Here is a 23,888-nt window from a genome sequence, read left to right as displayed (position 1 = left end):
TAACTTATTCCAATGAATTTATTGACAGTAGAAAATATATCTAAATCTTATGGAGAATTGGTCCTTTTCTCTGATATTTCCTTTGGAATAAACAAAGACCAAAAAATTGCTTTAATAGCCAAAAACGGAAGTGGAAAAACCTCTATTCTAAATATAATTTCTGGCAAGGACAGTTCTGAAACTGGGCAAGTGACAAGCAGAAAAGGGATAAAAATTGCTTTTTTAGAACAAGAACCTAATCTCAATCCAGATTTAACCATCGAGGAAACTATTTTCAGTACGGATAATGAAGTTTTAAAAATCATCTCCAATTATGAACGTGCCGTTCAAAATCCTGACAATGCGGAGCAATACCAAAAAGCTTTTGAAGCCATGGAACGGCATAACGCATGGGATTTTGAAACCCAATACAAACAGATTCTCTTTAAGCTACATTTAGATAAACTTGATTTAAAAGTAGGCACACTCTCTGGCGGACAAAAAAAACGTCTGGCTTTGGCAAATGCACTTTTAAATAGACCTGACTTACTTATTCTAGATGAGCCAACCAACCATTTAGATTTAGAAATGATTGAATGGCTTGAGTCTCATTTTACCAAAGAAAACATAACACTTTTCATGGTTACCCATGATCGTTATTTTTTAGAACGTGTTTGCAATGAAATTATAGAACTGGACAACAATCAATTGTATAGTTATAAGGGCAATTACTCCTACTACCTTAGAGAAAAAGAAGCACGAATGGAGCGAGAAGTTGTAGAACATCACAAATCAAAACTGCTTTTTAAAAAAGAATTGGATTGGATGCGAAGACAGCCAAAGGCCCGTACTACCAAATCCAAGTCTAGAATTGATGATTTTAAAGAAATAAAACAGAAAGCACACCAAAGGAGAACTGACCATGAAGTACAGTTAGAGTTAAATATGGAACGTTTGGGAAGTAAAATTTTAGAGCTTCACAACGTATCCAAAGCATTTGAGGATAAGACTATTTTAGAAAATTTTGATTATACCTTCACTAAAGGGGAACGGGTTGGAATAATTGGTGAGAATGGAACTGGAAAATCCACGTTCTTGAACATCATCACCCAAAAAGAAGAAGTTGATGGAGGAAAAGTAGTGGTAGGTGATACGCTTAAATTTGGTTATTACACCCAAAGTGGAATCCATGCGAAAGAAGGGCAAAAGGTCATAGATGTCATTAGGGAATTTGGAGATTACATTCCTTTGAAAAAAGGGAAACAAATTTCGGCGCAACAACTGTTGGAACGTTTTCTTTTTGATCGCAAGAAACAATATGATTTTGTTGAAAAATTAAGTGGCGGAGAGCGTAAAAGATTATATCTATGCACCGTTCTTATCCAAAACCCAAACTTCCTGATTTTGGATGAACCCACCAACGACTTGGATATTGTAACATTGAATGTTTTAGAGAGTTTTTTATTGGACTTTCCGGGATGCTTAATCGTAGTCTCGCACGACCGTTATTTCATGGATAAAATTGTAGATCATTTATTTATATTTAAGGGCAAAGGTATTATAGAAGACTTTCCAGGAAACTATTCGGATTATAGAGCTTATGAAAGCAGTAAAGTTATAGCAGAGCGAGAAGCCAAAAACAATAGTTCTGAAAAAGCTGAAAAAACCAATTGGAAAGAAAAAGTAAGTTCTCAAAAATTATCTTACTCAGAACAAAAGGAACATAAACAGTTAGAGAGGGAAATTCAAAAATTAGAAGAACAAAAAAGGTTACTGCAAACCAAATTTGTTGATCCTGCATTAACTGGTGATGAAATTGCCCAGCTGTCCATTAAACTCAAAGAGATTTCCGATTCGATAGAAACCAAAACCGAACGCTGGTTTACGCTTTCTGCTATTTTAGAAGGGTAATCAAATGTATTTAAAATTCATTACATACCTGAAGTTCCTTATAAAATCAACCAACCAGCATGGTGTGCACTCCCCTTTTGTTTTTAATTATGTTACCAAATGCCTGTACTCAAAACAAAAATGGGACAATGTAAAGTCAATTAACATACTTTTAAAGAGCATCACCTACTTTGACTATAATACCATGGAGCTTTGGGGAAATCATGACCTTAAAAAACTCTTGCACACCCATTTTCCAAATATAGTCATGGGTACAACTATGATTGATTTACTTTATGTCGAAGAATTAAGGGTCGATGAGCTAAAGCATTTATTATTAGAAGGTAAATTCCATTACAATAGTATGATTTTTATCAACTCCATTCATCAAACTCCTAAAAAACAAGAGCTTTGGAGAAAACTTGTTGAATTGCCAATGATCACGGTAAGCATAGACATGTTCCATTGTGGCGTTCTTTTTATTCGGAAGGAACAAGTAAAAGAACATTTCACCATCCGGATTTAAAAAAGTATTTTTAAATATCAAAAGCACTTCTCTCATGAGTGATACTATTTATTACATTTTAGGGTTATTGGCCATCATTTACATAGCAATCCTTTTTAAGAACAAAAGAGGTTCAAGAAATAGAAAGTCTCGAAAGTTTATGGAAGGTAAACGTAGACACGAAAAATGAAAATTTATACAAAAACTGGCGACAAAGCTACCACGGCACTTTTTACAGGCAAACGAGTTCCAAAACACCATATTCGAATTGAAAGTTACGGTACTGTAGACGAATTAAATTCGTTTCTAGGGCTGCTCAGGGACCAAGAAATTGATCGTAACTCAAAAGAAATTCTCACTTTGGTTCAAAACAAACTCTTTACGGTAGGTGCAATTTTGGCCACCGAACCAAAAAAAGAAAATCGCTTGAAAATCCCTAAAATAAATGAGGATGATATTGAGCTGTTGGAGAAAGAAATTGATGAAATGAACAAACAACTTCCAGAAATGACTCATTTTATTCTTCCTGGAGGGCACGCAACTGTGTCATACTGTCATATTGCCAGAACAGTTTGTCGCCGGGCGGAACGTATGATCTCATATTTACATGAAAATGACCCAGTACCTGACATGCTACTTGCATACATAAATAGACTTTCCGACTACCTTTTTGTATTGGCACGGAAGTTGTCAAAGGATTTGTTGGCAGAAGAGGTCAAGTGGATTCCTGAAAAATTAGACTAATAAATCCTTATTTTCTGCGTTACAAACTAATATGTTGAAAATATTTTTTTAAATAATGTCGATTTTGCTTGACAAATTCAGTTTAAAAATTATTTTTGCAAAAAATTTAAAATCAAACCGTTACTATGTACTGGACATTAGAATTAGCTTCATATTTAAGTGATGCGCCTTGGCCAGCCACCAAAGACGAATTAATAGATTATGCCATCCGTACCGGAGCGCCATTGGAAGTTGTTGAAAATCTTCAATCAATGGAAGAAGAGGGTGGTGAAATTTACGAGTCCATCGAGGAAATATGGCCCGATTATCCCACCGAAGAGGATTACCTCTGGAATGAGGACGAGTATTAATTTTAGAAAAACAAACACTACTAAAAAGTCTCTTATGAGGCTTTTTTTTATGTAATTTTGACAGCCTAGCAAAAGGTTTCTACCCTCCTCAGGACAATGGAACAGCTTTTGCAATCCAAAAGAAAAATTATTCATGAGCTTTATTAATTCCGTACTAAAGGTTTTCGTTGGAGATAAATCAGAGAAAGACGTAAAATCGTTACAGCCTTTAGTCAAAGAGATAAAATCCTTTGAAGAACAGCTTGAAGGGTTGACCCACGATGAACTAAGACAAAAAACAGTTTCCTTTAAATCCAAGATACAAGAAGATTGTAAGGAGATAGATGATAAAATCAAAGCACTAAAGGAAGAAGTCCAGAATTCTACAGATATAGATCGTAATGAAGAAATCTATACTGAAATTGACAAGCTCAATGAAGAGGCTTACAAAATTTCAGAAAACACACTGAATACAATTCTTCCAGAAGCTTTTGCCGTAGTAAAGGAAACGGCAAAGCGTTTCACTGCCAATGAAACCATTACTGTAACCGCTACCGAATTTGACAGGTCATTATCAGGCACAAAAGACTATGTTTCCCTTGAAGGAGATAACGCAGTTTGGAAAAATTCTTGGGATGCCGCCGGAAAAGAAGTTACCTGGGATATGATACATTATGATGTTCAGCTCATTGGGGGGATTGCCTTGCATGAAGGGAAAATTGCAGAGATGCACACAGGAGAAGGTAAAACATTGGTGGCCACTCTCCCACTCTACTTAAATGCACTACCCGGCAAAGGAGCGCATTTGGTAACCGTAAACGACTATCTGGCAAAGAGGGATAGTGCATGGATGGCCCCTATTTTTGAGTTTCATGGTCTTTCCGTTGATTGTATAGACAAACATCAGCCAAATTCTGAAGGTCGACGAGCGGCATATAACTCTGATATCACCTATGGAACTAACAATGAGTTTGGTTTTGATTACCTAAGGGACAATATGGCACATACCCCAGATGATTTGGTACAGCCCCCACATCATTACGCTATTGTAGATGAAGTGGATTCTGTATTGATAGATGATGCCCGTACGCCTTTGATTATTTCTGGCCCAGTTCCGGAAGGTGACAGACATGAATTCAATGAATTAAAACCAAAAGTTGGTGATATTGTTCAAAAACAACGACAGTATTTAACTGGTGTGTTGGCAGAAGCCAAAAAATTGATTAGTGAAGGAGATACCAAAGAAGGTGGGTTTCAATTATTGCGCGTACATCGAGGTTTACCAAAAAATAAAGCGTTAATCAAATTTTTGAGTGAAGAAGGTGTAAAACAGTTACTGCAAAAGACAGAGAACTTTTATATGCAAGACAACAACCGCGAAATGCCCAAGGTTGATGCCGAACTATTGTTTACTATTGATGAGAAGAACAATCAAATTGAATTAACGGATAAAGGGGTTGATTATATTTCTGGAGATCAGGATAAAGACTTTTTTGTAATGCCAGATATTGGTGGTGAAATTGCAAAAATTGAAAACCAAAATCTAGAGATTGAAAAAGAAGCTGAACTTAAAGAAGGGCTTTTTAAAGAATTTGCCGTTAAAAGTGAGCGTATCCATACCATGAGCCAATTATTAAAGGCCTACACGCTGTTTGAAAAAGATGTGGAGTATGTGGTCATGGAAAACAAGGTTATGATCGTAGATGAGCAGACAGGTCGAATTATGGATGGTAGACGTTACTCTGATGGGCTTCACCAAGCGATTGAAGCCAAAGAGAGCGTAAAGATTGAGGCCATGACCCAAACTTTTGCTACGATTACCCTTCAGAACTACTTTAGAATGTACAATAAGCTGGCTGGAATGACCGGTACAGCAGTTACTGAAGCTGGAGAATTCTGGGAAATCTATAAGTTGGACGTAATGGAAATTCCAACCAATAGACCTATTGCCCGTGATGACAGACACGATTTGATATACAAGACCAAACGTGAAAAATACAATGCGATCATAGAAGAGGTCACCCAACTATCAAATGCAGGTAGACCAGTTCTAATTGGTACCACCTCAGTAGAAATATCTGAGCTACTTTCTAAACTATTGAGTGTTCGTAAAGTTCCGCACAACGTGCTTAACGCAAAGCTTCATAAAAAAGAAGCGGACATTGTTGCAGAAGCCGGTAACGCAGGTATAGTAACCATTGCCACCAACATGGCAGGTCGTGGAACCGATATCAAACTAAGTACGCAAGTAAAAGATGCTGGCGGACTCGCCATTGTTGGTACGGAACGTCATGATTCAAGACGTGTGGACAGACAGTTACGTGGCCGTTCTGGACGTCAGGGAGATCCAGGAAGCTCTCAATTCTATGTTTCTTTAGAAGATAACTTAATGCGCCTGTTTGGCTCTGATCGTGTAGCCAAAATGATGGATCGTATGGGCTTGGAAGATGGAGAGGTCATACAACACTCCATGATGACCAAATCCATTGAGCGCGCACAGAAGAAAGTAGAAGAAAACAACTTTGGTATTCGTAAACGTTTATTGGAATATGATGACGTAATGAACGCTCAGCGTGAGGTTGTATACAAAAGAAGACGACATGCATTGCAAGGGGAACGTCTTAAAGTGGATATTGCCAATATGATCTACGACACCTCTGAAATTATTGCCGATACCAACAAGGCCGCAGATGATTACAAAAATTTTGAATTTGAACTAATCAAATATTTTTCAATTACTTCTCCTGTCACCGAAGAGGAATTTAAAAAGTTGAGCTTTCAAGATATTGCCACTAGTGTCTACAACGCTGCTTATGATTTCTATCAGCAAAAAATGGAAAGAAGCGCTACGGTAGCTTTTCAGGTCATTAAAAAAGTATATGAAGATCAATCCAATAAGTTTGAGCGTATAGTGGTTCCATTTACAGATGGTATTAAATCCCTTAACGTTGTAACCAATTTGGAAGGGGCTTATACCAGTAATGGAAAACAATTGATTACAGATTTCGAGAAGAATATTTCTTTGGCTATCATAGATGATTCTTGGAAAACACATTTGCGCAAAATGGATGAATTAAAGCAATCCGTGCAATTGGCCGTTCATGAGCAAAAAGATCCGCTTTTAATATACAAGTTTGAAGCTTTTGAGCTTTTTAAAGAAATGATTGACAAAGTGAACAAAGAGATTATTTCCTTTTTGTTCAAAGGAGAATTACCTACAGAAAACACAAACCAGATTCAAGAGGCCAGAAATGTTCGTAGACCAAAGGAAAATATACAAACTTCAAAAGAAGAAATACCCAATAGTGATGAATTGGCCGCTCAAAACAGAGCAGCTGGGCAAACACAAGGAGGAAGGCCTGCTATTACAGAAACTATTGTTAGGGAGAAGCCGAAAATTGGAAGAAATGATCGGGTCACTATAAAAAATGTAATGTCCGGCGAAAGTAAGACTGTTAAATACAAACAAGCTGAACCTCTCATACATAAAGGTGAGTGGGTGTTGATAGAAGACTAATCTCAAAATATTTAAACCGATTAAACGACAGCCTTTTAGGGTTGTCGTTTTTGATTATATAAAAAACATAATTAGATTTATAGCTTAAACACCCCATAATAAGCTACTTTTACCACTATATTTTAACATAAATTTGTAGTAGAAGAGAACAACCAACGCAGCATATGAAAATTCCTAATAAGGACAAATATCGTTTACAGGACAAAATTCAATTGGTGCTCAAGGTTAACTATAGTTCTTCTTTATTTGCAGTCATATTAGGTATAATATGCTTATTCCTATTAGATATAAAAGGAATAATTCCCTACACATTTTTTGGCTTTGCAGTCCTAAACCTATTGAACACCTTTTTATTTCGCAAGCATGAAAATCTAACGGTAACATATAATATCACCTCCATATTGGCGATGGTTGGCGCTACCTTGATAACGTTGTTTAGTGGTGGTATTCAAAGCCCTTTTATTTTTGTATTGGCCATAGTAGTATTTGCTGGCTATGTAACCACAAAAATTTACGGCCAAGTTTATCTTATTATTAACCTAGCAGTTGTTGCCATTATATTTCTTTATGACTTTAGTGATTTCAAAATCTCAGGAAATACAATCCCTTTGGAATCTAGAAGCTGGTTTTCTTTTTTAAGTGTAATTTTTGCTGTCTATTTACTTGGTGGTGTTTTTGGAAAGAATTTATTGCGAGCACATCATAAATTGTATAAATCCAGGCGGGAAATTCAAGAACGAATTGATGAAAAGGAAACACTTTTAAAAGAAGTACACCATAGGGTGAAAAATAACCTGCAAACTGTTTCAAGTTTATTGAGTCTACAATCTAGATCCATTGCAGATGAAAAGATTAGCAGTATTATAAAGAGTAGTCAAAACAGAGTGGTTTCCATGGCAATGGTGCATGAAATGCTTTATAAACGAGATGACTATTTATCTAAAATTGAGCTAAAACCCTACGTTAAGGAACTATGCGAATATTTGGTGCGATCAGTAAAAGGAAATACCAATAATGTAAAAGTGAAATTGGATATTGATGAGAATAAGCTAAGCATAGACACGGTAATCCCACTTGGCCTTATTATCAATGAAACGATTACAAACGCTCTTAAATACGGCATTAAGGAAGATAAGGCCGGTGAAATCTTAATCTCTCTTCGCAAACTATCGGATAAGCGATATGAAATGTATATTGGTGATAATGGCATCGGATATTCTGATGATATTGATCCTAAAACTTCAAAATCATTAGGATTAAAACTTATCTATAACCTCGCTCGCCAATTAAGAGGTTCCATCACTAGGGACTCAGAAAAAAAAGGCACCTATTACAGAATGGAATTTGAAGAAATAATAGAAGAATTCAACTCTGTCGATTAAAACCTTTTCATATCTTTAGAAGATTAACTAATCTTCATATTTATGTTGAAAAAATTACTCCTTGGAGCACTGTTTTTAAGTACTTCCCTTTCAGCTCAGGACTACTTCTTTAAAAAATTTCACCCTTTCAATCCTAACATCCCATCACCTGAAGAATTTTTAGGATATGGCATTGGCGAAAGGCACACAAGACATGACTTAATTGTAAGTTATCTGACCAAACTTTCTGAAGTTTCCGATAGAGCTTCCATTTACGAATATGGAAGAACTCATGAAGGCAGGAAATTGGTTATTCTAACGATAACTTCTCCTGAAAATTTGGGGAATTTAGATCAGTTAAAATCACAACATCTTGAATTTACCGATCCAACAAAAAGTCCGACGAACTATGACAATGTGCCCATATTTATAAACCTAGGGTACAATGTGCACGGCAATGAGCCCTCTAGTTCAGAAGCAGCCTTATTAACAGCTTATACTTTAACGGCCTCCAACAATCCAGAAATATTAAATTACATAAGTAAAGGTGTAATTTTTGTTGATCCCACTATAAATCCAGATGGTAGAGATAGACATACACAATGGGCAAACATGTATCAAGGCAATCCACTGGTGGGTGATCCTCAAGATGCGGAACACAATGAATATTGGCCAAGGGGCAGAACAAACCATTATTGGTTTGATTTAAACAGAGATTGGCTATTGGGAATAAATCCTGAAAGCAGAGGTAAATTGACTTGGTACCATGAGTGGTATCCAAACGTGGTTACAGATTTTCATGAAATGGGAACCCAAAGCTCCTACTTTTTTGAACCCATGAAAGATAATGGTTCTTTGAACCCAATTATGCCAAAAGAAAATTACTTAGACCTGAACAATTTATTCGGAAACTATTTTGCCGAAGCGCTGGATAGCATCGGTTCATTTTACTTTACAAAAGAAGTGTTTGATGGCACTTATCCAGGCTACGGTTCCTCTTACCCTGATTTACAAGGTGGATTGGGATTGTTATTTGAACAGGCAAGTTCAAGAGGACATAAACAAACCACGGATTTTGGAGAAATCACCTTTCCTTTCACAATAAGAAACCAATACACCTCTAGTATTACCACTGTTAAAGCAGCAGTTGAGAATAAAGGAGTTTTGAGGAAATACCAGCAGGAGTTCTTCAAAAGTGGAATGGCAAACGCATCAAAAAGTAAAGTAAAAGGATATTCATTCAAAGATGAACATGACCCTAACCGTGTAAAAGCCTTTGTTGACAAACTTTTACTCCATAAAATTGATGTTTATAAATCAGGTAACAATTTTGTGGTTCCTACAAGACAACCTCAGTATAGAATGGTGCAAACCATGTTTGAAACCTATGAGAAATACCGTGACAGCGTGTATTACGATGCATCTGCCTGGTCTGTAGCCAACTTTTACAATATGAAGTACAAACCGGTTACCTCTCTAAATCTTGGGGAGAAGGTTACATCACTGGATAATTTGGTAAAAACAACATCCATAAGTAAATCTGAATATGCTTATATCATTGATTATGATGATTACAACGCCGTAGCTGCACTAAATTATTTACAATCTAAGGGACTTGTAATTTCCTCTTCCTCCAAACCTTTTACGGCCAATACTTCTGTGGGTAGCCAAAAATTTGGTTATGGTGCATTGGTAATTCCGGTAAGTCTTCAAAAAAAGGATGCAAATGCGGTTTATGAGCTAGTTCAACAAGCACAAAAGAAATACCATGTTCCAATGTATTCTGTTAACTCAGGATATAGCTTACAAGGAATTGATTTAGGAAGTAGATGGATTTCTCCTTTAAAAAAGCCTAAGGCCGCCATGATAATAGGCGACGGAGTCCGTTCTTATGAAGCTGGAGAAGTATGGCATCTACTAGACACTAGAGTGCATATGCCAATAACCAAAATCCCAGTTCGAAATTTTGGAAAAGCTAACCTGGATACCTACAATACCTTGGTAATGGTCTCAGGAGGCTATGATTTTAGCAAAAAACAACAGGAAAAAATAAAGAGCTGGGTGAACAAAGGCAATACCTTAATTACTATTGGAACTGCGTCAAAATGGGTTATTGATAAAGAATTAGTAGATGAAAAATTAATTGAAAAAGAAAAAGATTCAACAAAAACCATTGAACGCAAACCTTATGTAAATGCACCTGAAGACCTAGGAAAAGAAAGTCTTGGTGGTGCAATTTTTAAAGTGGATTTAGATATTACCCATCCCCTTGCATTTGGTTATAACGATACTTCCATTCCAGTTTATAAAAACAACTCTGTTTGGTTGGCACCCAGTAAAAATGAGTATGCCACAGTAGCAAAGTATGCCAAAGACCCACATATTGATGGGTTTATCACCAAGAAAAATATGGAAGAAAACCTAAAACCATCGGCTTCATTAATAGTAAGTAAATTGGGAAGCGGAAGAGTGGTTCTGTTTGCAGATAACCCCAACTTTAGAGGGTCTTGGTACGGTACTAACCGATTATTTTTAAATGCTTTGTTTTTAGGAGATAAAATCAGAATTCCAGAATAATACACTTATGAAAAAATTACTTTCTTTTTTACTTCTTTTTCAATTTCTTTTAAGTTACGGACAAGAAAAAATGAGTGAGGGTCCTTTTCCTCAACTCATTATTAGAGGCGTTACGTTAATCAATGGAAATGGTGCACCACCTCGCGGCCCAATAGACATTGTTGTTGAAAACAATAAAATTGTAAAAATTCAGGTGGTTGGTTACCCTGGCGTTAAAATTGACGATTCTAAAAGACCAACGTTAAAACCAGGCGGCAAAGAACTCGACTGTAACGGCATGTACCTCTTACCAGGTTTTGTAGACATGCATGGCCATATTGGAGGAATAGCACAAGGTGCAGATTATGATTATGTTTTTAAACTATGGATGGCCCATGGCATCACTTCAGTAAGGGAACCCAGCGGGCGTGGTGTTGATTGGACTTTGGATTTAAAGCGAAAAAGTGAGAAAAACGAGATCATAGCACCCAGAGTCTTTGCATACACTGGTTTTGGACAGAAAACCAAAGATTTTAACCCATTGAACGATGCACCTATAAGTACTCCAGCTCAGGCCAGAAAATGGGTAAGGGCCAATGCGGAAAGAGGGGCAGATGGAATTAAATTTTTTGGAGCTGCACCAGAAATAATGGCAGCAGCTTTGGATGAAAATAAAAAACTAGGCTTACGTTCTGCTTGTCACCATGCACAGTTAGATGTTGCCCGTTGGAATGTGTTGCACTCTGCAAGAGCGGGTCTAACCAGCATGGAGCATTGGTACGGACTTCCAGAGGCTTTGTTTGAAGATAGAACGGTTCAGGACTATCCCTTGGGATATAACTACCAAAATGAACAACATAGGTTTGAAGAAGCTGGTAAATTATGGAAACAGGCCGCAAAACCATATTCCGAGCATTGGAACAAGGTTATGGACGAGCTTATAAGTTTGGATTTTACACTTGACCCAACTTTTAACATCTATGAAGCCAGTCGTGATTTACATAGGGCCAGAAGGGCAGAATGGCATGAAGAGTATACCCTTCCCTCCCTTTGGGACTTTTATCAGCCAAGTAAAATCTCTCATGGTTCTTATTGGCATGATTGGGGCACTGAGCAAGAAGTGTCTTGGAGGGAGAATTACAAGCTTTGGATGACTTTCGTCAACGAGTATAAGAATAGAGGCGGCAGAGTTACTACTGGCTCAGATTCAGGCTTTATTTTTCAATTGTATGGATTTGCATACATCCGTGAAATGGAATTGCTTCGCGAAGCGGGTTTTCATCCTTTGGAAATTATTAGATCATCTACTTTAAATGGTGCCGAAGCCTTAGGAATGGCAGATAAAATTGGAACCGTAGAAGTAGGGAAATTGGCAGATTTTGTAGTGGTATCAGAAAACCCACTTAAAAACCTAAAGGTATTGTATGGAACTGGAGCCGTTAAATTAACAGAAGATAACGAAGTTGTGCGTGTTGGTGGTGTAACCTACACCATAAAAGATGGAATTATCTACGACGCGAAGGCACTTTTGCAAGACGTAAAAACAACAGTACAGCAGCAGAAACAAAAATTAAACTACAAAATAAAGCAACCGGGATTAAAATAGCGTACATATTTTAGAGGTTTAAAGGTTAAGTTGGTAAAAATATTCTAACTGGTCCAAGAACTACTTAAATATCGGTCTGTTACGATTTTTTCCGATTAACCGTTAAAGTGGGTCATTTTAGTTAAAATGGCCTACTTTTTTTTTGATGTGCTAGTGGAATCTTTTTTTTTCGAAATGAAAAAGCAATCGACGCAATAACAAACGCCGTGCTAAAAAATAAAGTAAGTGGAATAGCGATTCCCATTATCATGATTAAGCTAATTTAGATTTGTTTCTTTTAGTTCTAAAAGAAAGCTCTTTTTTAACTCTAGAATTTTTGAACATATAAAGTCTAGCAATTTCAGTTTCAGTTTCCTGAATCTCAATGTTCAATTCAACACCAACAGTAATAGTTTCAGCTTTTACTTCCTTAGCAGTGTCTTGTGCTGTAGCTAGAGCTCCGAAGAAGATTATTGCGATGATGGTTAAAATTGCTTTCATGATTTGGGTTTTTATTACAATGTAAATGTACCCTCACATGCTATGTAGCCTGGATTTAACTCGTTTAACCTTCTTTTTTTTTCGGTGTGGGAACCTTTTTCAGGTAAAGTGTATTTTATCCTCGATAAACGTTTTTAAGGTCAAAAACACCCTGTCGATTCCATGTGCATTTCATCGATGTTTTAAAAAGAGAGTTTGAATAAAAGGTTGGGATTTGGACAGTTTTTTTGATAAAAACCTAAGTCATCCTTGGAAGATACCCCCGGGTAGTCCCCTTGACATCCTTGTAAATCCGATATGATTTGAAAATGTAAATGCGGGGCATAGTTCACATTTATATCTGGAGTACCTAAAGTTGCAAGCACCTCTCCTCTTTTAAACCGGGTTCCAATTTCAAGTCCGTCAATCGACTCCAAAGAAAGATGCCCATAAAGGGTATAGAAGGTAACTTCCCCTACTTGGTGCTCTAAAATGATGGTTGGTCCATAATTGCCCATATCATCATTATTTTTAAAACTAAAGACCTTTCCAGCTAATGGAGCCATTACCTTGGTACCTGCTTTGCACCAAAAATCCATCCCTAAATGAATGTTGCGTTCGCCTGTGGTTAAAAATCGTTCAGACTTAGTATATAAGGACCTATGTTCCAAGTATCCGCCAAAAGCAACGTATGCATTATGTATCGAAAGAACCTCATCCACATATTTTTGACAGGAGTCTGGCGAAGTAATATCAAATCTTTCTAAACTCTTGTTCTTTGAAGATAAATCAATAAGACAATAGTCAGACAGAGGTATCTCTGAATCTAATATAGGTATAGGGCTGGTATCATATTCCTTAAGCAATACTTCCAAGGTATTCATTATACACAAAACATTGATGGATTAACAATTTTTAACAGCAACACAAGTAATACTTCTTATCTTGATGCTACTAAGCAATAAAACCAAGATGAAGATAGCAAGAATTACTTTTTTAATATCTGTTTTATTGGCCTCTGCTAGTTGCCAACCCAAAAACACTGTAGTTAAACCCGTTCTTGCTCAGCAGGAAACCATAGAAAAGATTGAACTCACCGTTGAAGAATTACAAAATTATGAGACCGCTTATTTTGCAAGTGGCTGCTTTTGGTGTGTAGAAGCCATTTTTGAAAGTGTAAAAGGAGTTAAGGAAGTGGTTTCTGGTTATTCTGGCGGAACTGAGGAAAATCCTACATATGAACAAGTGGCCTATGGTCGTACAAGCCATGCAGAAGCTGTAGAAGTGTTTTATGATCCAGAAGTTATATCCTTCACCAAATTGGTCCAAGTATTTTTTGGTTCTCACGATCCTACATTATTAAATAGACAAGGACCTGATCGGGGGGCGCAATATCGTTCCATTGCCTTTTATAAGAATGAAGCAGAAAAGAAGATCATAGCTGATTATGTAACCCTTTTAGAATCTAAAAACGTGTATGGGCGTCCTATCGTCACACAGATTAAGGAATTTGACATTTTTTACAAAGCAGAAGATTATCATCAAGACTTTGAAAAAAGAAATCCACATAATTCCTATATAAGGAACGTCTCAATCCCTAGATTCAATCGATTTAAGGAAAATTTCAAGTCCTATTTGAAGGAAGAATCGCATTAGAAATTGTAGGAGATTTTTTAAAATAGTTATCTTAGGGCCATGCAAAAATTTATAAGCTTGACCCTTTTTTTATTGCTGATAAGCTGTGCTTCCACTCAAAAAGAAGACCACCAACTAATAGAGGTGAAAAAAGCTCAAAAAAGCCCAACCATTGATGGACAAGCTCTTGATGCATGTTGGGGCAATGTTGAATGGTTGGCGCTGGATCAACTTTGGCTAGGAAATGCCTATACCAGTGATGACTTTAATGGCAGGTATAAGTTAAGTTGGGATGAAAATGCACTTTATCTTTTGGTTGAAATCACAGATGATATTCTTTTTGATCAACATGATGACCCGTTAAAGTTGTGGTGGGATGATGATTGTGTAGAAGTATTTATTGACGAAGATAACTCAGGAGGAACACATCAATTTACACATAATGCTTTTGCCTATCATGTGGCCATGGATGGAAATGTTGTTGATTTGGCACCTGATCAGAAACCAAGATTATATAATGACCATATCATTTCTAAGCATGCAACAAACGACAAGACCACTACTTGGGAAATTGCGGTAAAACTTTTTTCTGATGAATATGTTGATGGGAAAGAGAATACACCCAAAAGCCTATCCAAAAATAAAAAGGTAGGGTTTGCCTTAGCCTATTGTGATAACGATACCAGTAAAGAGAGAGAGAATTTTATTGGATCCGTATTTGTTCCTGGAGAAGATAAGAATCAGGGATGGATCAATGCAGATATTTTTGGGACTTTAATACTCAAATAAATCTTATTGTTCCAAGACTACTTCGCTGTATTTGGAATTGATTTTGATGGATTTACCTTCTTTATTGTTGATATGGTAGCCTTTGTGAATAACGGCACCATAATGATTGGATGACCCAATCGCAAGAATTTCTGGATACTTAAAATCCGAAGCCGTTTCATTAACATATATAGAAAACGGCACGGAAGGAATTTTACAGTTGACCTCTCCATTCTCTACAGAAATATCAACTGCAGAAAAACCATTGGCTATTGAGTTTATGTTTAAATCACCAAACTTATTGGTAACAAACACCTTGCCCACCAACCGATCAATAATTACGTTGGAAGAAATAGCGTTTAATTTTAGTTCTCCCACTTCCTTTAAATTAACCAAATCTGAATAATCCGTTTTTAACTGTCCCAAATTCCATTTCTGAACCACTACTGGTGAATAGGATGCTCTTATATCTGTTCCATTACCATCAATGGTAGAAGCATGCAAGCTTGAATAAGACAAGCTTGCATTAATGTTTTTGGTATTAGCCGCCAATTTTACCTCGCCATGCCTAACATTCATTTTCAGTTTAACAGATTTAGGCATCTTTATCTTAATGCTCTTTTTTACCTTATATTTTTTGTTCTCTCCATCTGAAGAAAAATAAAACGTATCAGAACCATTCCCATTTCTAATGGTAAAGACTCTTTCTGATCTAACTTCCTGTCTTATGTCATTTCTTGGCGCCCTAAGCTCATTGCGTTGAGCTCTGGCGTCATTACGCGCGGCACGCGCTTCTTCACGTAATTCATTACGTTCTTGCAAAAGCTCCTGTCTTTGCTCCTGACGTCTTTTATTTTGTATCTCTCTTTCTTCTGCCATCTGCTCCACTTCTTCACTCCATTCTTCAAAACGATCTTGGTACTCTGCATCAAAGTTTTTATCAAAATCCTTTTTCCATTCCTTAAGGTACTTTTTTCCATCTTTTTTGTACCTATCATAATCAAACTTAACAAAGGGCATTGGAGGCATTGGAGGCAAATCTGGAATAACAAATACTTCAGGCACTTCTGGAACTTCTGCCAGTTCTGGTAACTCAGGAATTCTGATGGTTTCAAAAAGTGGCTCAACAAATGATACATCTGGAACAACAATGTCCAAATCTCCAAAATCAAATGAATTTCCAAAATTCACTCCTGCCGTACTTACTGTAATTTCTTTACTGTTTCCAACAATTTTAATAGCATATTTCTTAAAATAGGAATCGGCCTCCTCATCTGTTGCTTCTTCTAGTTCAACTATGGCAATAACCTCTACTTGATTTTTATCCCAAGTCTCAAATTCAATATCCGCATGGCTGGTATCAATATTTAGTACTGCATCCTTACTTACGTTAAAGGTCTCTTTGTACGTTTTAGATTTTTCCTGACCATAGCAGACAACACTGGCCATGGTAAAAAGAAAAATATTAAACAATATTTGAAGATTTCTGTTCATTTTTTGATGATTTTAATTGATTCAACTTCGTTTTTAATTTTTGTAATAGTTGCAACCTTAACTGAAGGTTTTTAACTAAGGCTGCAATAGTCTGGTCATTGGGTCCAATCTCATTGAGTTCATTATTTAGTTTATCATATTCTTTATCAAGTTCTCCAAGCCTTTCCATATAGCCATCTATTACCACTTTATTGTCTCCTGTAAACTCTAAATCAGATAGTTCTAAATTAATATTGGTAACATAATAGCTTTCTATTTTCTTTAAATCTGGGGAAAGATCCCCCAGCGAAATACTTTGTTGTTCTTCTTTTGGAATAGTATTTTCAACCACTGTTGGGTTTGAATCCACATTATCAGTAGAAGAGAAATAGTAAATCCCAAAACCAAATACCACTGCCACTGAAGCCGCAATGGACAACCAGAAGAAAGAGTTCGACTTTTTCTTTTTTGGCATCTCCAATTCCAATTTGGACAAGAAACGATTTTCATGTCCGCCTTTCATTTTGTGAGCAATTTGCTCACGTTCCTTCTCAAATAATTCTCTAAGATCCTGTGCCATAAGCTCTATCTTTAAGTGTTTCTTTTAAGCGTGCTTTTCCACGCAACAACCTGGTTCTCGATGCTGTATCCGAAATTTCCAGAATTTGCGCAATTTCAGTATGGTCATATCCTTCTAAAAGAAACAATTTCACTACGTATTTATATTTATCTGGTAATTCTTCAATGGCTATTTTCACTTGGTCAATAGTGATACCATCCTCTACCGTCCAGTCTTCATCTTCTGCAAGGTGTAAATACCCTTCATTCAACTCCACTGTTTTTTGATGCTTCGACTTTAAAAAATCGATACTCCTGTTCACTACGATTCTTTTTAACCAGGCCCCAAATGTCACCTCTCCCTTAAACTGATCAATCCGTTGAAATGCCTTAATGAAAGATTCTTGTAACACATCTTCTGCATCATCAGGGTTTTTTAAAAAACGCATCGCCACACAGAACATACCATCACAATATTGCTTGTAAAGCTTCATCTGTGCCTTTCGGTCATTAATCTTACATTGTTCTACCAGTTCAATTTGAAACATGGTCAGCTGTTGTTTGGTGTTTTGGGTTGTTTACATTAAAGACGATGAAAAAAATGAGACGTTGCAAAGTAGCTCTCTTTTATCTGATTTTTAACAAAAAAATCCCGTTGAGATTTCAACGGGATTTTCATTTTAAGCATTTTTCCGGGTTTATTAGTCCATTAACAAATTTAAATGAACCGTAATATTATCTCTAGTGGCTTTGCTGTAAGGGCAAATATCATGTGCCGCATTTATTAAATTCTCACCTGTTTCCTTATCTACTGTTGGTAAATAGGAATCCAAAGTGGCTTCTAGAAATGCGCCATCTTCCTCAGTATTAAAAGATATTGTAGCCGTTACACTAAAATCTCCTAAATCATCAACTTGGTGTTCTTTTGCAACAACTTGCAGTGCACCTGCAAAGCAACTGGAATATGCCGCAGCAAAGAGTTCTTCTGGGTTAGTTGATTTTGCATTAGGCTTTCCCTTGGAATTAGGCATGCTAATATCAAAATCCAAAACGCCGTCTTCACTTTGAACATGTCCCGATCTACCTCCTGTATTGGTAGCTTTACTTTCAAAAATAGTTTTCATCTGTAAGTCTCTTTAATTTTTAATTCTATGAAACAATTGACCATACAAAAGTAAATTGCTCAGCTCATTTCATATTTAACTAGAGAAGTTACCACTTGTAAGGGAATAGTGCCTAATATCCATCATTAAATTTGTGTGAAATACATCGTAAATATTGTTAATCCGGTGAAACAATAATCAGAATACACATTTTACCATCAACAAGCAATCCATAAAACAGCTGAAAACTTTATACCTTAGTAATCAATTCTATGAAGTTTACCCTTGGCAAGTAAAAAAGATATACCCACAAATACGGTTTCAAAAATAAAACAGCTTCGAAAACAAGAAATATCAATCAAAACATTGGTTGATGGTATTTTTCAAGGAGATAAGGCCATACTTGCGCAGGCCATTACACTTTTGGAGAGTTCTAAGCCCGAGCATTTTGAAAAAGCCAATTCCATTATTGAAAAATGCCTTTCTAAACCCAATAAGAGCATACGTGTTGGAATTACAGGTGTTCCCGGGGTAGGAAAAAGTTCTTTTATAGAGGTGTTTGGAAAGATGCTTACCGGTCTGGGTAAAAAAGTTGCTGTTTTGGCCGTTGATCCAACCAGCACTTTAACTAAAGGAAGTATTCTTGGAGACAAGACCAGAATGGAAACACTGGCAAAGGACCCTAACGCTTTTATCAGGCCTTCGCCTTCTGGAGAGTCTTTAGGAGGAGTTGCAAGAAAGACCAGGGAAAGTATTATTCTTTGTGAAGCAGCCGGTTATGATATCATCCTTGTGGAAACCGTGGGTGTTGGCCAGAGCGAAACCGTGGTACATAGCATGGTAGATTTTTTTCTTTTACTAAAACTATCAGGTGCGGGTGACGAATTACAAGGTATTAAAAGAGGGATTATGGAAATGGCAGATGCCATTGCCATCAACAAAGCAGATGGTGACAATCTTAAAAAAGCAAAACTGGCGGAAACCGAATTTTCACGTGCCTTGCATCTATATCCACCCAAAGAAAATGGATGGACCCCAAAAGTCATGAGCTGTTCATCTATTGAAAACAAAGGGATTTCTGAGATATGGAAAATGATAGCAGACTTCATATCCAAGAACAGGAAAAATGGTCATTTTGAAAAAAATAGAAAAATCCAAAATAAGAACTGGTTCCTTCAAACTGTAGATGAGCAACTAAAGCAATTCTTTCATCAGAAAAAATATTATAAAGAGAGTAAGGAAAAAATGTTGAAAGCGGTTGAGCAAAATAAAATATCGCCTTTTTACGCTGCCAAAACACTACTGGACAACATCACCAAGGAACTTAAATAAAAGAAGTAAATTTGCCCAGATTATAAGCCAATACATGAGCATCGTCACCAACGCCCTCCTATCTATAGTAGTTCCTTTGTACAATGAAGAAGACAATGTGGTTTTATTGACCGAAAAAATCCATGAAAGTCTTACTGGGTATAATTACCAAATAATTTACATAGATGATTTCTCTTCAGATAAGACCCGAAAAGTTGTCAAGGATATGGATGACCACAAAGTCCACCTTATTGAGCTGAAAAAAAACTACGGACAGAGTTTGGCTTTAGCGGCGGGTATTGATTATGCTGAAGGTGATTATATTATTACAATGGATGGAGACCTTCAGAACGACCCATCTGATATACCACAAATGCTTGAACATGCTATTGGTGAAGAATATGACCTAATAACAGGTATACGGCAAAAAAGAAAAGATTCTTTGGTAAAGAAAATACCTTCTAAAATTGCCAATTTCTTGGTAAGAAGGGTCACCAAATTAGATATTAAGGATAACGGGTGTGCATTAAAGGTTTTTACTAAAGACATTGCCAAAGAATTGAACCTTTATGGTGAAATGCATCGGTTTATTACGCTGTTGGCCCATTTGGAAGGGGCTCAGATAAAACAAGTACCAGTAAAACACCATGCAAGGCATGCTGGGGTCTCCAAATATGGGTTGGAACGGGTTTTTAAGGTAGTGGCGGATATGATGCTATTACTCTTTATTAGAAAGTACTTTCAACGGCCCATTCACCTTTTTGGAATTTTTGGCGTGTTACTGATTATTCTAGGATTCTTAATAAACATATACCTGCTTATTGTAAAATTGGGCTTTGGCGAAGATATTGGCAGTAGACCTTTACTAATTTTTGGAGTGATGTTTATTCTAGGGGGAATTCAGCTTTTCACCATTGGTATTGTTATGGAATTGCTCATCCGTACGTATTATGAATCTCAACAAAAAAGACCATATCGGGTCAAAAAAATTACAATAGGTGACGGAAAAGCTGCGTAAAAAGCTCATCACGGCATTAAAAATCATCGTTAGTGCAGCTTTGATTTATTTTATTTTCACCAAGATCAATCTCGAAGATGTTGTCAGCACTTTAAAAAGGAGCAATTCCTTCTATTTGATTTTAGGGATATTGCTAGTGGTGTTTTCAAAAGTAATGGCTGCATTTAGGCTCAATCTGTATTTTCATGAAATTGGCGTTAAGATTACACAGTCCAGCAATCTTAAACTATATCTGCTCGGTATGTTCTATAATCTTTTTCTGCCAGGAGGAATTGGCGGAGATGCCTACAAGGGTTATGTTATCCAAAAAGAGTACAAATCTGGCACAAAAAAAGTGGTCTCCGTATTGTTGCTGGATCGCTTGAGCGGGATGTTGTTGATTTTTATCTACGCCTGTATTTTTTCTCTTTTGATAAAAAATGGTTTTTTTAATGATTTTAACTGGTTGATAGTTCTAGCCATTCCACTAAGTATTGTTACATTTTGGTTACTTCACAAAAAATTCTTTCCATACACTTTGCCTATTTTTTGGAAATCTGTTGGCTATTCTGCACTTGTGCAACTCTCCCAACTTGTTTGCATTCTTTGTATTTTGAAGTCACTCTCAATTGACTTGGCCACTTTTAAATATCTTTTTGTCTTCTTGGTTTCTTCAATAGTATCTGTTATTCCTTTAACTATTGGCGGAATTGGAAGCAGGGAAGTTACTTTTTTATATGGGGCAAAATGGCTTGGTTTGGACGCTAGCATGTCAATCAGCATCAGCTTTGTCTTCTTTCTTATAACAGCCTTAATTTCCCTGTTTGGTATAATCTACCATTTTAAAAAGCCAAAATTGGAAGTGGTATCCTAATCCAAACGCACCAAATGCATTTTATTCAGTTTTTTGGATCGTGTATGGGGATTCAAAAACTTGATCTGTAATCGGGTTATACGAAACTGGTCTACGGTTATCTGTTCATGCCAATGAAAACCTGAATTTAGCAGTCCCTCCAACTCTTCATCAGTTGCATAGATCCAGATACAATTTTTATCCGTTAATTCTGATTTGGAAATAATGTTTACAGGGTTTCGGTTATAAAAATCCAAGGCCCAAGTATGTCTTTCAGAAATCTTATAGATTTTATCAACTGGAATATTATGTTCAGAAATTTTTTCCGCCATTGTAGAACCTGCTTGATACTTTAATAAGGAAGGATAAAAATGAGTGTTCATTACACCATTCAACAACAAAGAACTATAGACTGATAATGTAATAATACGCATGTAATATGCTTCTCTCTTAAGACAGAAATAGGTTATCACCGCAAGCACAATCAATAGTATTACATAACAGTGAATGTATTCAAACTTAAAAACGTGAAAACACACCAATAACGTGAAAATAAATACCAAACTGAGGATAAAATATTGAACACCCAAAATCCCTTTTATAATAGAATGCTTGGCATGGTGATACAAACTATACAAATAGGATGCTGTTAAAATGGAATACAACGGTATTAGAATATTTATATAGTGCGGAAGTTTAAATTGAGCGAAACTTATAAGAAAAAATAGAATGGTAATTCCTCCAAAGGTTAAAAATTCAAATTGCGGTCTGTATGCAAATCGCATTTTCCAGAATACCTTTGCCCTGCGCCAATATGCAATCAAAGCCAATACAGTCCATGGTAAAAAGACCCATAAAAATGTATGGAAAAAGAAAAAGAAATCATTGCTATTCTTACCAACACCCTCTCCGCTTAATCTTTCAAAACTCTGTTCCCAAAAAATAAAAAAGATTCCGCTACGGTTACTCTTCCCTCGAATAACTTTTTCTGGGTGAAGATCAAATTGCACATAATACGCGTACAACATTGGTGTTATCGTAATTCCAAAAACCAATAAAGCTATTAAGACTTTCCAACTCAACAAACGTTCCCATTTGCGGGTATACGCTAAATGACACAGAATAGAAATACCAATCACAACCAAAGCAATCTGCCCCTTTGTGGAAAAGGCTATACCTGCTCCAAGGGCGCCAAGCATAATATTTTGGAGTGCATTTTTTTCAATATATAAGACCAGTTGCCATATAGCGAAAATGGTAAAACCGGTTAACACTGCATCTGTACGAACATCTATATTGGATAACACAATTGTTTGGGCGGTCATGAAAATAAGTGCAGAAAACTTACCAATATCCTGGTTATAGAGTAACTTCCCTAATCCATAACAACTATAAGCTCCTAAAAGAATGGCCAAAATTCCAGGAATTCGATAGGCCCAATCATAGATGCCAAAAATTTTGAATGACAAAGCAGCCAACCAGTAGTGCATATGGGGCTTGTCTAAATATTCTTCTGTGCCTTTGATTAAACTGAAGAAATCATTTTCCTGAACCATTCTCATGGCCATTACCGCAAATTGTGCCGAATCGTTCTCAAAAAGGGTCACGAACATTCCGGCAATGTATACCAGAACTACAAGGGTAAGCAAAAACCAATATCTGGCTGAAGATATCATGTCCCTATTTTTTGGAATGCAAATATAGATAACTTGGCAAACAACCATCCAAAAACAGCACCAATTACAATTCCTGTAATAACATCCAAAGGAAAGTGAACTCCTATGTAAATTCTACTGTAGGCGACAATAAAAGCCCATAAAATGAGAACATTGCCAATATATTTCACTTTTTTATAAAACAAAATGGAAAAAAAGGTGGCAGGAGCAAAAGAATTGGCCGCATGCGCAGAAAAATAACTGAATTTTCCTCCACAATAACTCTTTACCAAACGCATGATGCCGTTTACTTCAGGATCATGACATGGCCTTAGACGACCGAAACCATATTTAAAAAAATTAGACAATTGATCTGTGCAAGTAATCAATAAGGCTATGCTTACCAAAATCACAGCTGTTTTCTTCAATCCAAAATTCTTAAAGGATAAATAGAGCAATAGAATATAAAGAGGGGCCGAATTTCTGGTCTTGGTCATAAACATCCAAAAACCATCCCATGTTTCTGTTCCTAAACTATTTAGGAATAAAAAAGCTTCTTTGTCAAATTGTATGAGTTGTTCAAGCATTT

22 protein-coding genes are annotated in these 23,888 nt (G+C 36.5%); 14 read left to right on the top strand and 8 right to left on the bottom strand.

Going from position 1 to position 23,888, the window contains the following annotated elements:
• The first annotated feature begins 12 nt into the window (after positions 1–12).
• The 9 genes from SJY44_RS08630 to SJY44_RS08590 all read left to right on the top strand — a co-directional run bounded on the left by SJY44_RS08630 (position 13) and on the right by SJY44_RS08590 (position 12,487).
• Positions 13–1,890, top strand: a complete 1,878-nt coding sequence (locus SJY44_RS08630; RefSeq protein WP_396592055.1) for an ABC-F family ATP-binding cassette domain-containing protein — start codon at positions 13–15, stop codon at positions 1,888–1,890.
• Between the two features lie 64 nt (positions 1,891–1,954).
• Positions 1,955–2,395, top strand: coding sequence for a hypothetical protein (locus tag SJY44_RS08625; RefSeq protein WP_396592054.1), 441 nt, complete (start codon positions 1,955–1,957; stop codon positions 2,393–2,395).
• A gap of 34 nt (positions 2,396–2,429) precedes the next feature.
• Positions 2,430–2,564, top strand: coding sequence for a hypothetical protein (locus SJY44_RS08620; protein ID WP_396592053.1), 135 nt, complete (start codon positions 2,430–2,432; stop codon positions 2,562–2,564).
• Positions 2,561–3,118 carry a cob(I)yrinic acid a,c-diamide adenosyltransferase gene (locus tag SJY44_RS08615; protein ID WP_396592052.1) on the top strand — a complete coding sequence of 186 codons (558 nt, stop codon included), beginning with the start codon at positions 2,561–2,563 and terminating at the stop codon, positions 3,116–3,118. Before SJY44_RS08620 ends, SJY44_RS08615 begins: the two co-directional genes overlap by 4 nt.
• 125 nt (positions 3,119–3,243) lie before the next feature.
• The gene (locus tag SJY44_RS08610; protein WP_013551418.1) at positions 3,244–3,468 is read left to right on the top strand and encodes a DUF2795 domain-containing protein; all 225 of its coding nucleotides are present in this window, start codon (positions 3,244–3,246) and stop codon (positions 3,466–3,468) included.
• A 133-nt stretch (positions 3,469–3,601) separates the two neighbouring features.
• The gene (gene secA / locus SJY44_RS08605) at positions 3,602–6,964 is read left to right on the top strand and encodes a preprotein translocase subunit SecA (protein WP_396592051.1); all 3,363 of its coding nucleotides are present in this window, start codon (positions 3,602–3,604) and stop codon (positions 6,962–6,964) included.
• 164 nt (positions 6,965–7,128) lie between these two features.
• Positions 7,129–8,346, top strand: a complete 1,218-nt coding sequence (locus SJY44_RS08600) for a sensor histidine kinase (RefSeq protein WP_396592050.1) — start codon at positions 7,129–7,131, stop codon at positions 8,344–8,346.
• 42 nt (positions 8,347–8,388) lie between these two features.
• Complete coding sequence (locus SJY44_RS08595; protein ID WP_396592049.1) at positions 8,389–10,902, top strand: M14 metallopeptidase family protein; 2,514 nt, start codon at positions 8,389–8,391, stop codon at positions 10,900–10,902.
• Between the two features lie 7 nt (positions 10,903–10,909).
• Positions 10,910–12,487 (top strand): amidohydrolase family protein, encoded by a 1,578-nt coding sequence (locus SJY44_RS08590; RefSeq protein WP_396592048.1) that lies wholly within the window; start codon positions 10,910–10,912, stop codon positions 12,485–12,487.
• Positions 12,488–12,739: 252 nt separating this feature from the next.
• Here the strand turns inward: SJY44_RS08590 and SJY44_RS08585 are convergent, their stop codons facing one another.
• Positions 12,740–12,967, bottom strand: coding sequence for a hypothetical protein (locus SJY44_RS08585; RefSeq protein WP_298928128.1), 228 nt, complete (start codon positions 12,965–12,967; stop codon positions 12,740–12,742).
• 182 nt (positions 12,968–13,149) lie between these two features.
• A complete protein-coding gene (locus SJY44_RS08580; RefSeq protein WP_396592047.1) occupies positions 13,150–13,830 on the bottom strand; it encodes a peptidoglycan DD-metalloendopeptidase family protein in 681 nt (226 codons plus the stop codon).
• A gap of 88 nt (positions 13,831–13,918) precedes the next feature.
• Here SJY44_RS08580 and msrA point away from each other — a divergent pair, with 88 nt between their 5' ends.
• Entirely contained in the window at positions 13,919–14,602 is a 684-nt protein-coding gene (msrA, locus tag SJY44_RS08575) for a peptide-methionine (S)-S-oxide reductase MsrA (RefSeq protein WP_396592046.1), read from the top strand.
• Positions 14,603–14,641: 39 nt separating this feature from the next.
• Positions 14,642–15,370 (top strand): CBM9 family sugar-binding protein, encoded by a 729-nt coding sequence (locus SJY44_RS08570; protein ID WP_396592045.1) that lies wholly within the window; start codon positions 14,642–14,644, stop codon positions 15,368–15,370.
• A 3-nt stretch (positions 15,371–15,373) separates the two neighbouring features.
• On the opposite strand, the gene SJY44_RS08565 is transcribed toward SJY44_RS08570, so the two are convergent.
• From SJY44_RS08565 to SJY44_RS08550, 4 genes are all read right to left on the bottom strand, one after another.
• A complete protein-coding gene (locus SJY44_RS08565) occupies positions 15,374–16,843 on the bottom strand; it encodes a hypothetical protein (protein ID WP_396592044.1) in 1,470 nt (489 codons plus the stop codon).
• Positions 16,815–17,402: a hypothetical protein gene (locus tag SJY44_RS08560; protein ID WP_396592043.1), complete on the bottom strand. Its 588-nt coding sequence runs from the start codon at positions 17,400–17,402 to the stop codon at positions 16,815–16,817. The genes SJY44_RS08565 and SJY44_RS08560 overlap by 29 nt, the downstream gene beginning before the upstream one ends.
• Positions 17,386–17,928, bottom strand: a complete 543-nt coding sequence (locus tag SJY44_RS08555; protein ID WP_396592042.1) for an RNA polymerase sigma factor — start codon at positions 17,926–17,928, stop codon at positions 17,386–17,388. Before SJY44_RS08555 ends, SJY44_RS08560 begins: the two co-directional genes overlap by 17 nt.
• Positions 17,929–18,081: 153 nt before the next feature.
• Positions 18,082–18,504 carry an organic hydroperoxide resistance protein gene (locus SJY44_RS08550; protein WP_396592041.1) on the bottom strand — a complete coding sequence of 141 codons (423 nt, stop codon included), beginning with the start codon at positions 18,502–18,504 and terminating at the stop codon, positions 18,082–18,084.
• A 264-nt stretch (positions 18,505–18,768) separates the two neighbouring features.
• Here SJY44_RS08550 and meaB point away from each other — a divergent pair, with 264 nt between their 5' ends.
• Genes meaB through SJY44_RS08535 form a run of 3 tightly spaced genes read left to right on the top strand, consistent with a single transcriptional unit; the run spans position 18,769 to position 21,665 of the window.
• On the top strand, positions 18,769–19,815 hold the full coding sequence (gene meaB, locus SJY44_RS08545; RefSeq protein ID WP_396592040.1) for a methylmalonyl Co-A mutase-associated GTPase MeaB: 1,047 nt from the start codon (positions 18,769–18,771) through the stop codon (positions 19,813–19,815).
• A gap of 34 nt (positions 19,816–19,849) precedes the next feature.
• The gene (locus SJY44_RS08540) at positions 19,850–20,812 is read left to right on the top strand and encodes a glycosyltransferase family 2 protein (RefSeq protein WP_396592039.1); all 963 of its coding nucleotides are present in this window, start codon (positions 19,850–19,852) and stop codon (positions 20,810–20,812) included.
• Positions 20,793–21,665 carry a lysylphosphatidylglycerol synthase transmembrane domain-containing protein gene (locus SJY44_RS08535; RefSeq protein WP_396592038.1) on the top strand — a complete coding sequence of 291 codons (873 nt, stop codon included), beginning with the start codon at positions 20,793–20,795 and terminating at the stop codon, positions 21,663–21,665. The genes SJY44_RS08540 and SJY44_RS08535 overlap by 20 nt, the downstream gene beginning before the upstream one ends.
• On the opposite strand, the gene SJY44_RS08530 is transcribed toward SJY44_RS08535, so the two are convergent.
• Together SJY44_RS08530 and SJY44_RS08525 are read right to left on the bottom strand one after the other, a co-directional pair.
• Positions 21,662–23,320 carry an ArnT family glycosyltransferase gene (locus tag SJY44_RS08530; RefSeq protein ID WP_396592037.1) on the bottom strand — a complete coding sequence of 553 codons (1,659 nt, stop codon included), beginning with the start codon at positions 23,318–23,320 and terminating at the stop codon, positions 21,662–21,664. The genes SJY44_RS08535 and SJY44_RS08530 overlap by 4 nt on opposite strands.
• The gene (locus SJY44_RS08525; protein ID WP_298928163.1) at positions 23,317–23,886 is read right to left on the bottom strand and encodes a phosphatase PAP2 family protein; all 570 of its coding nucleotides are present in this window, start codon (positions 23,884–23,886) and stop codon (positions 23,317–23,319) included. Before SJY44_RS08525 ends, SJY44_RS08530 begins: the two co-directional genes overlap by 4 nt.
• Between the last annotated feature and the right edge of the window lie 2 nt (positions 23,887–23,888).

The organism is Allomuricauda sp. R78024 (assembly GCF_044596045.1).
Taxonomy (GTDB): Bacteria; Bacteroidota; Bacteroidia; order Flavobacteriales; family Flavobacteriaceae; genus Flagellimonas.
Note: the sequence above shows the minus strand (reverse complement) of the source record. Positions and strands in the feature narration are given on the sequence as shown.